11 protein-coding genes and 1 pseudogene are annotated in these 15,846 nt (G+C 35.2%); 3 read left to right on the forward strand and 9 right to left on the reverse strand.

The features are described from left to right. Nucleotides 1–26 precede the first annotated feature (26 nt). The 9 genes from NYE52_RS18955 to NYE52_RS18995 all read right to left on the reverse strand — a co-directional run bounded on the left by NYE52_RS18955 (nucleotide 27) and on the right by NYE52_RS18995 (nucleotide 13,661). On the reverse strand, nucleotides 27–635 hold the full coding sequence (locus NYE52_RS18955; RefSeq protein ID WP_341194489.1) for a YesL family protein: 609 nt from the start codon (nucleotides 633–635) through the stop codon (nucleotides 27–29). Continuing rightward, nucleotides 632–2,215, reverse strand: a complete 1,584-nt coding sequence (locus NYE52_RS18960; RefSeq protein ID WP_341194490.1) for a glycoside hydrolase family 43 protein — start codon at nucleotides 2,213–2,215, stop codon at nucleotides 632–634. The genes NYE52_RS18955 and NYE52_RS18960 overlap by 4 nt, the downstream gene beginning before the upstream one ends. A 31-nt stretch (nucleotides 2,216–2,246) precedes the next feature. Then, nucleotides 2,247–3,377, reverse strand: coding sequence for a glycosyl hydrolase family 8 (locus NYE52_RS18965; RefSeq protein WP_341194491.1), 1,131 nt, complete (start codon nucleotides 3,375–3,377; stop codon nucleotides 2,247–2,249). Between the two features lie 68 nt (nucleotides 3,378–3,445). Further along, nucleotides 3,446–4,327, reverse strand: a complete 882-nt coding sequence (locus NYE52_RS18970; protein ID WP_341194492.1) for a carbohydrate ABC transporter permease — start codon at nucleotides 4,325–4,327, stop codon at nucleotides 3,446–3,448. A 16-nt stretch (nucleotides 4,328–4,343) separates the two neighbouring features. Further along, nucleotides 4,344–5,321, reverse strand: a complete 978-nt coding sequence (locus NYE52_RS18975) for an ABC transporter permease (protein WP_341194493.1) — start codon at nucleotides 5,319–5,321, stop codon at nucleotides 4,344–4,346. A gap of 102 nt (nucleotides 5,322–5,423) precedes the next feature. Next, complete coding sequence (locus tag NYE52_RS18980) at nucleotides 5,424–7,088, reverse strand: sugar ABC transporter substrate-binding protein (protein WP_341194494.1); 1,665 nt, start codon at nucleotides 7,086–7,088, stop codon at nucleotides 5,424–5,426. 457 nt (nucleotides 7,089–7,545) lie between these two features. Beyond that, entirely contained in the window at nucleotides 7,546–9,225 is a 1,680-nt protein-coding gene (locus NYE52_RS18985) for a glycoside hydrolase family 13 protein (protein WP_341194495.1), read from the reverse strand. 113 nt (nucleotides 9,226–9,338) lie between these two features. Further along, nucleotides 9,339–10,739, reverse strand: coding sequence for a PTS system trehalose-specific EIIBC component (gene treP, locus NYE52_RS18990; RefSeq protein WP_341194496.1), 1,401 nt, complete (start codon nucleotides 10,737–10,739; stop codon nucleotides 9,339–9,341). Nucleotides 10,740–11,000: 261 nt separating this feature from the next. Beyond that, the gene (locus NYE52_RS18995) at nucleotides 11,001–13,661 is read right to left on the reverse strand and encodes a YhgE/Pip domain-containing protein (protein WP_341194497.1); all 2,661 of its coding nucleotides are present in this window, start codon (nucleotides 13,659–13,661) and stop codon (nucleotides 11,001–11,003) included. Between the two features lie 211 nt (nucleotides 13,662–13,872). On the opposite strand from NYE52_RS18995, the pseudogene NYE52_RS19000 reads away from it, so the two are divergent. From NYE52_RS19000 to NYE52_RS19010, 3 genes and pseudogenes are all read left to right on the forward strand, one after another. Continuing rightward, nucleotides 13,873–14,703, forward strand: a pseudogene (locus NYE52_RS19000) (ComEC/Rec2 family competence protein); the annotation flags it as partial. A 307-nt stretch (nucleotides 14,704–15,010) separates the two neighbouring features. Then, complete coding sequence (locus NYE52_RS19005; protein ID WP_341194498.1) at nucleotides 15,011–15,223, forward strand: DUF3006 domain-containing protein; 213 nt, start codon at nucleotides 15,011–15,013, stop codon at nucleotides 15,221–15,223. 197 nt (nucleotides 15,224–15,420) lie between these two features. Further along, nucleotides 15,421–15,684: a SunI/YnzG family protein gene (locus NYE52_RS19010; protein ID WP_341194499.1), complete on the forward strand. Its 264-nt coding sequence runs from the start codon at nucleotides 15,421–15,423 to the stop codon at nucleotides 15,682–15,684. Nucleotides 15,685–15,846: the final 162 nt, after the last annotated feature.

A 15,846-nucleotide genomic window follows, 5' to 3' on the forward strand; every position in this document is an offset into this window, starting at 1 on the left:
TCCTCCTGCTGCATATCCACAATCTCCTATTCTTTCTCTTGTAAATAACTAGAAAATATATTTTCCATATAGCGACTTATCATATAGGAGAAAAAAGCAGGAAGGATTACAACTAATATTGGTAATAACCATATACTAAATACGAATAACATAAGAAGTATTAATAGAAATAAAGATTTAGGCAAATGGCTAATGGCTAAAATGGCTGCATTTTTCCAAACAATTTTTAATGGGGATTGAAACCTCGCTATATAGGAGATAGCATAGATAAAGCAACAACATGCCAAAGGGATAAAAAGAAGAAACATGGTTTGCCCTATTATAGTTACAACACTTCCATTTGCTTTTGCCCCTAAAAACAGGCTATTGTAATAAAACACAGAAATGGCAGTTGCAAAAAATAACCAAGTAATAGTAGCCTGTTTAAAGCTATTTTTCATCGCTTTCCAAAACTGCTGAAATATATATCCCTCATCCTCTCTAACAGCATGATGGGCTGCATAATACAATGCAGCCGTTGAAGCCCCAATCGTAATGATAGGTAACGAGAATACTGTCCATAGAATACTTAAATATAATAAATTGGCTACCTTTGTCAATCTTCTCATATATATTCCATTCATTAATCTGTTCATACAGTTTCACCTTTTCTGTTATATGCAAATTCTACTTCCTCATTTACTTGCTCCAACCATTGAAAGTCTGCATAACAACTGTTTATTAATTCCGATTTACTAGTTACATAAACTCCCATTGTACATCCAACAAATCCCCCTGCTACCTCCGTACTTAAGATATGTGCGTCTATATTCTTCGCCACTTCTATATCCTTTCCATCTTCTTGTGAATAATAGAAATGTAGATTTTGACAATCTCCATGTATTTTCAAAATTAGATTACTAGAATCCTCTACTATACGATTTTCCAGCTTATCTTCCCCATTATAATTTGTTATCACTCTCAGTTCTCTTTTCCCTTCAAATAATCCCGATACAAAGCGAATAGAGTAACGATCATTTTGAAGAATAACAAGCCCAGCTTCATCCCCATTTTGTTGAGGAATAAAATTCAGCTTTGTTTTAAGCGTATACCACATGGATTGTTGCCTAACACCTATATAAGAAGGAGATGCAATATCTGCGATCGTATGCGATGAAGCGTACATTCTTAACCAACCGTCTTTTTCATTAAAAACATACTTTTCTATATCAGGATTTCTTAAAAATAATAATCGCTTATCTAAAGGTTGCTCGAACGGAATTCGGGTATTTACCGTTTCTAATGGAAAAGGTGGCAGCTTGTGCATCTGCTCTTGCGCTAACCTTCCTAAACCTGGATTAACAACTGGCCAATCATTCTCCCAGACTACTTCTGCTAGAAATGTCTCTCTTCCTAAGTTGCTGTGCCCATCAAAAATACGGCTTGCAAGACAAGTCATATACCATAGCCCATCTGGTGTCTCCACTAAGTCGCCATGCCCAACGTTACATATAGGATAATCACGCCCAAGATGTCTATGTGTAAGAATAGGATTACATGGATTTCCTATATAAGGACCATCAATTTTCTCACTTCTTGCAATCGTGACACAATGTTCAAATGAAGTGCCGCCTTCTGCAATCATTAAATAATAATATCCATTCCGCTTATATAAATGTGGTCCTTCTGGCCATATTGCATCTCTTAGAGCGCCTTTCCAAAGTTTTGTACTAACCCCTATCAACTTCATAGAGTTTGGATCTAATTCCTGTAACCACACCTCCCAATCTCCATTGTATCGAACACCTTTTGGATTAGGTCTTGTCCCCACATAATAGCATTTTCCATCTGTATCAAAGAATAGACTTGGATCGATTCCTTCTGCTCCTTCTAAATAATAAGGATCTGACCAAGGTCCTCTTGGATCTGTTGCTGTCACAATAAAATTTCCACCCTTTGGAACATTCGTAGTTATCATATAGAAAGTTCCATTATTGTATCTAATGGATGGGGCAAATATCCCTTGAGAATGTGTAACATCTGATAGAGGAAGCTGCGATTTTCGGTCCAGTATATTTCCGATTAACTCCCAGTTAACAAGGTCCTTACTATGATAAATCGGCACACCAGGAAAATAAGAAAAAGTAGAAGTGACCAAATAATAATTGTCTCCAACTACACAAATAGATGGATCTGGCGAAAATCCTTTTAAAATTGGATTCTGAAAAGTCTGCACTTGCTAATCATCCCTTCTTTCAAAAATAACATTACCAAATTCTATAATTTCCACTTAACGCCAAAAACGCAAAGCTATAAAGAAAGTTATCATAATATCTGCGATCTCCCGTTCTAAGTGGAGTATCCCAAAACTTCTCTACACATTCTCTCGCATAATCGAATTTTCCTTCTGTTGCAAGGGAACCCATTGCATTTGTTGCCAATAATCCAACGGGATGTAATACCCTCTGCTCCACCTTTGTTCCATCTATAGCATAAACGTAATCCTCTTCTCCTTTGACTGTTTCACAAAAGAATTTTTGAATCTTTGCCACACAATTTCTTAAATCTTCATCTTTGCCAAACCATTCATAATCAAGACCAATATTAGCCGCTACTCGATACGAATCACTATAAAAATAGAAATGCTCACTGTCATAATAAGGGTTTCCATCATAATCAGCGTATTCTGCCGTAAGCCCCGTAACTGGATGGCAGGCCTTTAGCAAATAGCATCTACTCGCTTCAGCTGCTCCCTTCCAAAAGTCACGATCTTCTTCATTTGCCCATAAGGAAAAGAGCTCATAAAAGTGCGGTAAATGATAGGAAGGATCAGAGTATTCTACTTCTGGAATAAACTTGATAAGCTTATTTTCAGGATTCCACATTGGGAAACCATCATTGTTTTCTCCTTTATGGATACAATAGTGGAGAATATCTTTCGCTTCTTTTGAATACTCAAAGATTCCGTCTCCATCTCCCCAGCGATGCGAAGCAAAAAATAATGCCATTGCGAAAAATTCTTCTCCATCTGGAGCTGGTCCATAAGCATTTTTCACTCCTTCAGGTGAAACAGACCATGCAAAGTAGTTAGCGTGAAGTCCAGAATCCATCCACATATACGTTTTTGTCCATTTCCACAACCGATCAAATACTTCCTTTTGATCTAATTGCACACTTAACATCATTGCATAAGACATACCTTCTGTCCTTACATCGTTATTCCCCGTATCCATCACATATCCCATCTGGTTGTCCGTTTCATAATAAATACGTTCATCTTCCTTTCCAAAAAATAATGTTTGCCAAATGAGTGCTAAACGATCGTTAATTTCCTCTTTCTGGTAACCATATTTTTTAAATAAATTAGTATATTCCCCCGTCTGAAATGCTGTTCCCATATTAATCTACCGAACTATCACTTCCTGATAGTAAGGCAGTTCACCTCCATCATTTATTTTTAACGTCTTTATTCTTTTACTCCACCTATTGTTAGTCCACTCATAAAATACTTTTGTAAGAAGGGATAAAGACAAACAATCGGTAATGCCGTAATAATTGTGGTTGCCGCCCGTATCGATGTAGGAGTAACCATAGAAGATGAGTTTTTCATAGAATCTACATTTGCACCTTGGCTTGTCACAGAAGAAAGCAGTTTCATTAATTCATATTGTAACGTGGTCAATCGATCATTAAATCCGTTGTATAGCATGGCATCGAACCAAGAGTTCCATTGGTATACTGCTATAAATAACGCAACTGTTGCTAAAACTGGTTTACATAGTGGCATAATTATACTTATGAAAATTCTAAAATGGGATGCACCATCCATTTTGGCAGATTCCACTAAACTTTCCGGTAATCCATTAATATACGTACGGATAACCAACATATTAAAAGCACTTATCATTCCTGGAATAATATATACCCAAAAGCTATTTAACAATCCTAATTTACTCATCAAAAGATAATTCGGAATCAATCCCGCATTTAAATACATAGTAAAGATATAGAGCAATGTAATAGACTTTCTAAATACAAATTCCTTTCTACTTAATATATACGCTAAAAGAGCTGTCAGGAATAATTGAACGATAGTTGCAATGACCGTTCTCGCAACAGTAATTATGGAAGCTTGGATAAGCGTATCTTTTTTTAATACAGTTATATAGTTTTCAAGTGTTAATTCTCTTGGAAATAGATAGATTCCTCCTTTAATAGAATCTAATCCATCATTAAAGGAAACTGCTAATGTGTTTAAAATTGGGTACAAGGTTGCAAGAATAAAAAACAGTAAAAAAATCCATTTTAAAATATCAAAAAGAACATCTGAATAATAGACCTTTTTCATCGCTCTCGATCCTCCTTTAAAATAATCTTTCTTCTCCTGCTACTTTCGCTAAGTGATTGGCAATGAAGATTAAGGTAAGACTAATTATTCCATTAAATATTCCAGCAGCTGTTGCTAATGAATAGTTATTTAAGCTAATTCCATATTTTAAAACAAAGATATCGATGGTTTGCGATACTCCTTGGACCAATCCATTTCCTAGTAGATATTGAACTTCAAATCCAGCATTTAATATATTTCCAATATTAATTAACAAGAGTATAAAGATAGTAGGCTTAATACCTGGCAACGTTACATGCCAAATTCTTCTTAAGCGATTTGCCCCATCAATAGATGCAGCCTCATATTGTTCCTCATTAATTGATGCCATTGCTGCTAAATAAATGATGCTTCCCCATCCAGTTGATTTCCATACATTTGCAAATCCTACAATCCACCAGAAGTATTTCGGGTCTGCAAAAAAGTTAATGGGTGCATCAATTATGCCAAAAAATAGCAATAACTGATTAATAATGCCGGTTTCAGGAGACAATACTTCCATTACGATTCCTGTAACGATAATCCAGGATAAAAAGTGAGGAAGATAAGATACTGTTTGCATAAACTTTTTGATCGTTTTATTTCTTACCTCATTTAATAGAAGTGCAAATCCAATGGAAAAAATGAATCCTAGCACTAGGTTTATCATACTCATTGCTAACGTATTACGGACTACATTAATAAATGTTGGATCGGAAAAGAGAAATTTAAAATTACTTAACCCCACCCATTCTTGTTCCAATAATCCTCTACCTGGTCGATAATTTTGAAAAGCCATTAACCAGCCACTTAGGGGTGCATAATAAAAAATTAATGCATAAATAACAAAAGGGATAGATAATAACACTAATTCCTTTTGTTCTCTACATTTCTTAAATAATTTTTTTAAAGAACTTACCTTTTTGGGAGATGGCTGAACGACAGTCTCTAATACTACTGGTTTCTCCTGTTGCACCTTTTATCACACCTTTCATTAAAACGAAAAGGGTTGGGAAAACGCCCTTCATTTGGAGTGGAGACCGTATTCCCAATATTCCGTTTAATATTTCCAGTTTTTTTAATTAGTAGATTCAGCCACTTCGATTCTTCGTTGTACTTCCTTTGTTAAGGCATCTTCATATGCTTTTACATCCACTTGAGAATTGTATGCATCCATATAATCATTCCAAGCACTTTCAAACTTATCTGGTGAGGTCATAATAACTTTTGGTAACCACTGCTGCTTTACTTCTGTCATTTTTTCTTTGGAAATTCCTTCTGGTGTGCTTGCCGTCCATCCATTTGTCGCTGAATAGATAGGATACCACGGTGAATTTTCTTCCACTGGTGTTAAGAAATCAGTCCATTTTTTATAGCCATAAGCATCAAGAATCTTTCTATCCAAATCAGATAACGTTGCATAGAATTCATCTGGCTGCTCCCTTGGAGAAACAGCATTTATTCCGTCCTCCATCATTCCAGTGTATGTCGGAAAATAATTATAATCAGAAAAATTATTTGTTACATAATTCTGATCTTTTGCGTTTTTACGCTGTTCTTCTGTACGATAGAATACACCTTTATCATCTACTTCATAATCAACACCTTTTTCTCCCCAAGTTCTCATAACCATAATCTCTGGATCAAGTAAGTCATTTAAGAACTTTAAGGATCCCTCAACATCCTTATTACTAATGCTAATGCCAAGACCATTTGCAACATTTAATGTTGGTGGGCTAAAATATTGCGGGGTAACATTTTTATCTAAGACTAAATCAAGCGGGACATAAGTAAGATCATCTAAGCCTTGAGACTTAAGTGAATTTTCAGCATCCTGAAATTGCCAATGTTGATCAACCATTCCTAATACACGCCCAGAAGAAATTTTTGCAATGTATTGGTCATAAGACATCGTAAAAGTCTCTGGATCAATTATTCCATTCGCAAATTTCTCACTTAATATTTTGTAATATTCTTTTGCTTCAGGGATTTTATCATACACTTTTGCTTGCTTTGTTACAGGATCAATAACTGCGGCTCCGTCATTCGGATAACCAGCTAAAAATTGCGGCGGATTTTCTAAACAGAAGTATCGCCAATCATCAGACAAAATGGAAAACCCAATATTCTTCTGTCCATCAGCTAATGTCGGATTTTCTTTAAGGTAGCCTTCAATTAGGTCGAAATATTCTTCTAATGTCGTGATGTCAGGATAATCAGCCCATTCCAAAACTCGCTTTTGAATCCAGAATGCTTGATCATTATGGTTAACCGCCATATTCTCCCCTTTAACGACGCCAAATTGAGGAATAATATATATATGACCATCTTCATTCCTAATTTGATTCCATTGAGCATCCGTATACAAATTTTTAATATTTGGATAATCATCTAAATAGTCTTCTAACGGAACTAATGCACCCGCATTAATTAACGCTGCTGTCCCATCTGATCCATCAATAAAATCTGGATATTCTCCTCCTGCAATCATTACACCGATTCGTTCAGAGGCGGTTTGTCCTGTTAACCACGTAACATCTGCTTTCGCGCCTATTTTTTCAGCGATTTTATTCATCATTCTATTATCATCCGGTAATTCCTTACCAGGGACAGCCATAAATGCAGTAAAAGTTTTTATTCCATTTTCATCCACATTAGAGGATGTTTCCTTATCAGATTCGCATCCTGAGAGAACTAATAAACCTATTAAAAATACAGATAAAACGGAAATTATCTTCTTCATTTGTACACCCCCATATAAATTTTCAAACAATAAAATTAATAAAGGCAATCACTCATATAAAATAAAAATAGGACTAGCTATCTTATCCTCCTCCTTTTCCAAAATATAAAGAAAACGTTTTCTTTATATTCTCACCATAACAAATGTAATCGCTTTTTTCATCCATACATTCTAAAGAGATTACATAAAAATGACTAGATATATTTAATTTATCTTATTTTTTTGGGATAAGTGCTAAATTATATTACATGCTCATAACTCTTTTTATTAAATCGCTCTTAAAATATTTCACAACAAATAATCTTATTATTCGATTAATTACTTTTCTATAAACCCAAAAGGACAGGTTTCTAGCTTGTCCCTCAATCTACATGCTAGTTAAACTGTCCTCTACTGTATATTTTGATGTATCTTTTTTATAATCAAACAACTATTCATTTGAAGCTTGAATAAAAAATTATCTAAGTAAATACACCCTAACCTCGTACGATCGCAGAACCATTGTACTCTCTAATTTCTCATCCGTGTCTTGATAGTTACTAATTAACATTACTGCTGACCCACTGGAATATTCTTGTGAAAACTCCAGCTCTATTTCTTTCTCGCTAAAATTACAGAAGACAACAAGTGTTTCCCCATTCAAAGAACGCTTATAAGCAAAAATTTCCTTATGATCTTCTAACAATAAGTCATAGCTGCCATAGACGATAACTTCATGTTCTTTTCTTAACTTAATAAGCTTACGATAATAATGATAGATAGAGTCAGGATCGGCGATTGCGTCTTCGGCATTAACCTTTTTATAATTAGTATTTACCTTTATCCATGGTATACCTGTTGAAAATCCTGCATTTTTCGTGTGATCCCACTGCATTGGAGTTCTGGAATTATCTCGGCCCTTTGCATAAATGCTTTCCATAATTTTTTCAACAGGCATTCCATCTTCCAATTGTTCCTGATAAAATTGATGAATTTCAATGTCTCGATAATCCTCTATAGAATCAAATTGTACATTGGTCATGCCGATTTCTTCTCCCTGATAAATATAAGGAGTTCCTTTCATCATATGCAGCAGAGTTGCCAGCATTTTAGCAGATTCTACTCGTAGGTCACCGTCATTTCCAAAGCGAGAAACGATTCTAGGCTGATCGTGATTATTGAAATACAGACTATTCCAGCCTTTATCTTCTAGAGCTTTTTGCCATTTTGTAAGATTTTTTTTTAAATCCAGTAAATCCAGAGGCTTTAAATCCCATTTTCCGTTTGGTCCATTATCCAATCCCATATGCTCAAATTGGAATACCATATTCAGTTCTTTATTTTCCTCTTGTGTATATATTTCAGCTAATTCTGGTGTAACCCCAGGCATTTCTCCTACTGTCATGACATCATAATTGGAAAGAACCTTTTCATTCATTTCTTGTAAATACTCATGAATTCTTGGTCCATTTCGATAATATTTACTTCCTGATGCATACTTTTTCCCTAGTTTTGGTTCACCATCGGGCATTTCTTCTGGCTTGGAAATAAAGTTAATAACATCCATTCGAAAGCCATCGATTCCTTTTTCTAACCACCATTGCATCATTTCATAAATTTCATTTCGCAGTTTCGGATTTTCCCAATTTAAATCTGGCTGCTTTTTAGAGAAAAGATGTAAAAAGTATTCATCGGTCTGTTCATCATACTGCCACGCAGAACCCCCAAAATTTGAATACCAGTTATTTGGCTCTTTTCCATCTTTTCCTTTTCGCCAAATATAATAGTCCCGATATGGATTTTCTTTCGATGTCTTTGCTTCGACAAACCATTTATGTTCATCAGAACTATGATTTACCACCAAATCCATAATTAATTTCATATCACGGTGATGAATTTCTTTAAGAAGCTCGTCCCAGTCCCCCATTGTTCCAAATTCACGCATAATCGCTTGATAATCACTGATATCATAGCCATTATCATCATTCGGTGACTCATAAACAGGCGAAAGCCAAATAACATCTACACCTAGTTTTTTTAAATAATCTAGTTTAGAAATAATGCCTTGTAAATCGCCGATCCCATCCCCATTGCTGTCCATAAAGCTTCGAGGGTATATTTGATAAACAACACTTTCTTTCCACCATTTTTTATGCATCAATAGCAGCTCCTTTTATGTATACGTTTCTTCATCCTTAAACAATAAAACAAAAACAGAAGATACCAATAAAATCATTTGATATCTTCTGCTATCTAAGTTCCTTCTACTTCTTACTGTACTTTACGTACTTTACCAAATAATAGCGTTAAAAGGAAAGGTACGATTATAACAATAGCCATTCCAATGAAGAATGATCCCCAATTTTGCGGAAAAATAGATAGGAATGCAGGCAATCCACCTACTCCTATTGAAGGTGCTTGAACTGCTTGTATAGAAATAAAAGCACCTGCAATTGCGGATCCAACGATTGCTGAAATAAAAGCAAAACGGAATCGTAGATTTACACCAAATAATGCTGGCTCTGTAACACCAAGATACGCTGACACAGCTGATGTGATAGATAGACTCTTTAACTTTTCATCTTTCACGATAAATAACATAGCCAGTGCTGCTGAACCTTGCGCAATATTGGATAAAGCAACCATTGGCCATAGGAATGTGCCGCCCGTGCTTCCGATTAACTGCAAATCTACAGCTAAGAATGTATGATGCATTCCGGTAATAACAAGTGGAGCATACAATCCACCATAAATTAATCCACCTAAAATTGGCGCAAAATCAAAGATAGCTACAACACCATTTGTAATCAGGTTCCCAATAAAGAATGTAATTGGCCCGATTGCAATGAACGACACAAATCCAGTTATTAACAAGGCTACTGGTGCTACAAATAGCATTTGGAAAGAATCCGGAATTCTTTTTCTTAAGAAAATTTCTAATTTAGCTAATACATAAGATGCAATTAGGACTGGTAAAACTTGTCCTTGATAACCAACTTTCTCTACCTCTAGACCGAAAATATTCCATGTTGGAACATCTTCTGCTGCTCCATATCCCCATGCATTTAATAAATCTGGGTGAACGAGCATTAACCCAAGAACTATCCCTAATAAAGGACTGCCGCCAAATCGGGTCATCGCAGACCAACCAATTAAACCAGGTAAAAACGTAAACGCTGTATTCGCAATTAAATTGATAATACTAGCAAAATCTGCCCATTGTGGATATGCTTGTACAACGGACTGATCAAAAAAGATACCTTCTCCAGTTAATACGTTGTTTATTCCCATTAATAAACCAGCTGTTACAATCGCAGGCAAAATGGGGATAAATATATCGGCTAGCATTTTCACAGCACGCTGTAATGGATTTAAATTTTGTTCAGAAGCTTTTTTTACATCGTCTTTTGAACCTTCACTTGCTCCAGTTTGATTGATTAATTCTTTATATACTTTTTCTACAGTACCTGGTCCAATTACTACTTGAAATTGACCGTTTGTCGAAAAAGAACCTTTAACTAAATCAAGGGATTCTAACTTCTCTTTATTTACTTTGCTTTCATCTGCTAATGCAAATCTTAATCTTGTCACACAATGTGTAGCAGCTGAAATATTCTCTTTGCCGCCTATAGCTTCTATTATGTCACTAACCTGCTGTTTATCCACACTCACTTTATGTCCCCCTACTCTATAAATAAAGATAAATTCTATTTTCAAAATATTAAAAGCGTTTTCAGTACATTTTGTCGAATCTTGTATATACAAGATACTTTTTAATGATATAGATGTATATACAAGTTGTCAATAGAAAAGTTTATACGTTTACAATTGTATTTTTTTCCTTTTTATTAGAAATTCATCCTCTTTTTAGCTATATTATGGCAGATAAATTAAATCCAACTTATCATCCTCTATATTTTTCCTTATTCATTATTAATGAATAATCTCGCTTGCTTTTGCCATTTTCGTCATTTTTTTGGTTGCATTTTCCAATGGTTTTTTTAAAAATAGAGCAGCGCTGAAAGCAATCGCACTAAAAATAAGAAGCATACTAATTGAAAATAGTACTGTTTCCTTTACCATACCACCTACTGTTTCTCTTAAAAGATTGATGGCATGTGTAAATGGTAGAAAGGGATTAATTGCCTGGAAAAAAGGTGGCGCAACTTGAATAGGGAAAGTACCACCAGAACCAGATAACTGCAATACAAGAAAAATAATCGCTAATCCTTTGCCAAGATTGCCAAAAACAGAAACCAATGTATAAACAATTGTCATAAATACAAAGCTGATAAACATACTGAACAACACAAAAGCAACTTTCTCTGCAACAAACGCCTTTAAGATAAACATATCTCCTAGTGTAACTATTAGACTTTGACATATTCCAATTGTCACAAAGGTGAGCCATCTGCCAAAGTATATTTGGTTAGGCGTGTAGATTCCTTCTGGATTTTGAACATCTACTCGTAATAAGGAAATGAGCAATAGGGCACCAACCCATAAACTTAGGGTTGTATAGAAAGGCGAATTCGCTGACCCATAATTAGGAATGGGAAACAGAGAAGTTTCATTTAATACAATCGGATCCGAAATAAAGTCACTTTCTTGCTGAATATCATTTTTCAACAAAGAAATAATCTCTCCTAGATCATATTCGTCTTCAAAATTCCGAATAGAATCTGCTGTTTTAGTCAGTGTCCCTTCTAATTTTGGCAGTTCATTTTGGACCATATCTGCCGCTTTATGAACAGCATCTTCTACCCTAAGTAAATCCGTCTTAATAAATGCAGCAACTTTAGAAATATCATGTTCAGCCGCAGGAAGGTCATTACGAACAAAGCCTGCTGCTGCATGAATCTTTTCTTTTATACTTGGAAAAGAAGCTTTATAAAATGTAGCAGCATCATCAATGCCAGCTAAAACTTTATCCATATTTTCCTGAATTAAATTTGTCGCTTCATGAATCTCTTGTTCTATTGTAGGCAAACTTGATTGAAGCTTTGTTAATTCTTCCTGAGCAAAAGTAACCGACTCTTTTGTATTTTTTATTATTTCTTCTAACTTCGGTATATTCTTTTGCGCACTTTCTAAATCATTCATTGCATTTTGCGCAGAATCCTTTATCCCCTCTAATGTACGATTAATCGCTGGTTCTGTTTGCTTATCATATCGATTTATTAGGGTAGTACTAAGCTCTATTGCTTCTTGTGATAACGCCATTAAAGTGCTTGCTTCTTCCTCATCATCTGCCTGAATCGTCTGAAGCTTCTCTTTTTCTTGCTGAAAATTTCCTTGCAATGCTTGTAAGTCTTTTATTTCTGTTAATAAAGCTTCCTCTCCATTTGAGGTTGCACTGTTTAGAGTAGTAAATAATGAAATCGAGCGTGTTAAACTATCGATGCTTGTTTGCACTTGTGCCTGTAAAGTAAATGCAGTTTTTGAAGCTTCTTCTTCTGTTAGGGCTCCTGCCTTAACCGACGCTGCAAATTGCTGAACAGCATCAGCCGTTTTTTGATAAAGCAGTAGATTTTGCTTATACACTGGACCAACAGCATCAAGCGCTTGCCCATTTGTTTCCATAAATACTGGGAGTACATCTGCAATTTGCTTTCCATTATTTATCCCTTGCTCTATTTGCTCTAATGATCCACTTGCTGTTTCAAGAAAAGCTTGCATATCTTCTACATTCGATAATGCACTTGTTACCATTTCACTAACATCAGCAAAATGAGCATCTAGCTCCATTACTCCTTCCGCTAGTCTTTGTATCTCTGGCGCTTTTTCCTGTAATAGAAGAATCCCTTCTCCTACCTTTTCTAGCTCTGGAATCTTTTCTTCTAATAACAGGATATTTTTACTGGCTTCATTAATCTCCGGAAAAGCAGCTTCTAAGGCTAGGATTTTTTGCGCTTGTTTATTGATTTCCGGCAATTTACTTTCAAGCTTTACCACCTTTTCTCCCAGTTCATTTATTTTAGGTACTTCTTTTTCTAATGCAAAAATTTTCTCTTCTATATTTCGAATTGTCGGCAATTCTTCTTCCAGTTTAATTCCAGCGTCATTAAAAACACTCAAAACAGACTCACTTACGGTATGTATAAAGTTTTCTTTCACTTGTTGCACAATTGTCGAAGCACCAGTAGAAGTCATTTTCGGCGCTATTGCGTTTAACTTTTCGTTTACACTATAGTCAATTTCTGGCTTTACTTGTTTGTCTTCTAAAATCGTTGCAATTTTAGAAGAAAAATCATGTGGTATGTACATGCTTGCATAATACTCTCCTTTCCTCACCCCCTCTTCCGCTTTTTCTTTACTTACAAATTCCCAGCCAAGCTTATCATTTTCCTTTAAGCTCGCAACAATTTCATCACCAATGTTGACGGCAGAATCGCGAATAATGGCTCCATCATCTTCACTTGTCACAGCAATTTTTATCCCACTCGTATTAGAATATGGATCCCACGAAGCAGCCAAATTAAACCACGCATAAAGAGATGGCAACACCATTAAAGCTACAATTAAAAGTGTTGCAACAGGCGCCTTAAAAATACGTACCCAATCATTTCGATAAATAGTAAATGCATTTTTCAAAAAACAGACCACCTTTGTTAATAATAAGCTTTGCTTATTATATGGAAATGAATAAATACCATTCATAGTAGAGTAGAAGAACGATTCGAGACATATGAAAAACTGTACTTTATGTTTCGGATTGGTATTTTTCCCCATTTCTGTAATTTATATAGATTTCCATTTTAAATAATGATATATTTCTCTTTGGCATAAGGAGGAATAGTCATCTATGAAAAAACTAAAATTATTATTGCCAGTATTTATATTGCTTCTATCGACTGTGTTCGTATCACCTGCATCTGCTGCTAATAAGCTACAGGTACACTTTATTAATGTAGGGCAAGGCGATAGTATTTACATCAAGACTCCAAATGGAGACGATATTATCATTGATGGTGGAAATAGAGATGGAAGTGATGTCGTATCCTACCTGAAGAAACAGGGAGTAAAAGATATTGAGGTAATGATTGCCACACATCCTGACGCTGACCACATGGGTGGATTAGATGAAGTATTGAAGGCATTTAAGGTAAAATCTGTCTATGCTCCAAAAGTAAGCCATACTACACAAGTTTATAAAGACTTCTTAAGTTCTGTTAAAAAAGAAGGATTAACTATGAAGACTGCTAAAAAAGGAGTTTCTATTCCTTTAAAAGGAGTTTCAGCTAAATTTGTCGGACCTGTAAAATCCTATAGCAAAAGTGATTTAAATGATTGGAGTGCAGTATTACGCCTTGTCTATGGAAAAAAATCATTCCTATTCACAGGAGATGCAGAGACGAAGGCAGAAACAGACATGATAAAATCCAAAGAAACGTTAAAAGCTGATGTCCTTAAAGTTGGACATCATGGAGCGAAAACATCAACAAGCTCTGCGTTTTTAAAAGCAGTAAAACCAACATACGCAATAATTTCTGTAGGGAAGAATAGCTACGGCCATCCTACTTCTGAAACAATTAAAAGATTGAATAGCAGTAAGGCAAAAATATTCAGAACCGATAAACAAGGAACAATCATTGCAACTTCAGATGGAAAAACAATTAGTTTTAATACAAAACCAACTAGTACAAGTACAACCAAGAAACCTGCAGCTACCTATAAATTATCGGCAAAATTAGATAATACAAAACCAAAGCAAAATAGCACGATCCATTTAACTGTAAAAGGAATTCCAAAAGGAACGTATAAAGCAGTATTCCGCTATAAGAGCACAACAACGACTTATAAAGGAACAATTGGCAAAGCATTGCCTGTAAAAATAGGTCGTGCTGCAAAAGGTTATAAAGTAGTCGTAGACATTTCCGCAAGCTATAATGGAAAGACATACAAAACCCAAACTTCATTTACACCAAAATAGGAGAGAGTTCATGAAAGGCATTATTGATCGTTTTGAAGGAGATATCGCTGTTATCGAAATCAATGGGAAGACACAAGACTTCCCAAAAAGTATTCTGCCCAAAAAAGCAGTTGTTGGAGATGTAGTAGAGATCACCGGCAACAAAGCAAAAATATTAAAAACAGAGACAGAAAAACTTCGAAAAGAAATCGAAGACCTCATGAACGACGTTTGGGAAGATTAATAGCGAGGCGATTCTTTTTGCATCCTTTTTTGGAAGCAGGAGAATCGTCTTTTTCTATTATATAGAAGAAAATAGTATGTATCTTGAGCTTTCTTCCTTTTCAGCAGTTCTCTCCCTTTTCTAATTCCCCTTTCCTAATTTTTTTGAAACTTTTCCCAATCAGATCCGTAAACATAGTTAAAAGGAGTGATAGGGCAATGCTGGAAGTCAAAGTAACCAAACACAACGACAATTTACACATAAAATGGCAGCTAAGCACCATTGAAATTCCCTTATCAGACATTACAGCAGTAGCAAATGACGAAACATATGCTGGGAAAGAAGTAAGCGGAATAAGAATTGGTTTCCCTTATGGAAACACAGACAGAGTCATCATACATACGAAAACAGATACTTATATTATTTTTACAAGTATCGGAAAATTAAAGGATAAAATCATAAATTTTATGAAGGAAAAATAAATTTCTTTACCACCACAAAATGAGCTGATTTGTGGTGTTTTTTTGATCAAAGTCATTTATTCTTCTTAATCAAACAATTGATTAAAGCATACGACCATTTTAGAAGGAGAAACTACTCTCTAAAAAAATACCTACCTATCTCATTGTTTCATTTATATAATG

The sequence above is a fragment of the Niallia sp. FSL W8-0635 genome (assembly GCF_038007965.1).
Classification (GTDB): domain Bacteria; phylum Bacillota; class Bacilli; order Bacillales; family Cytobacillaceae; genus Niallia.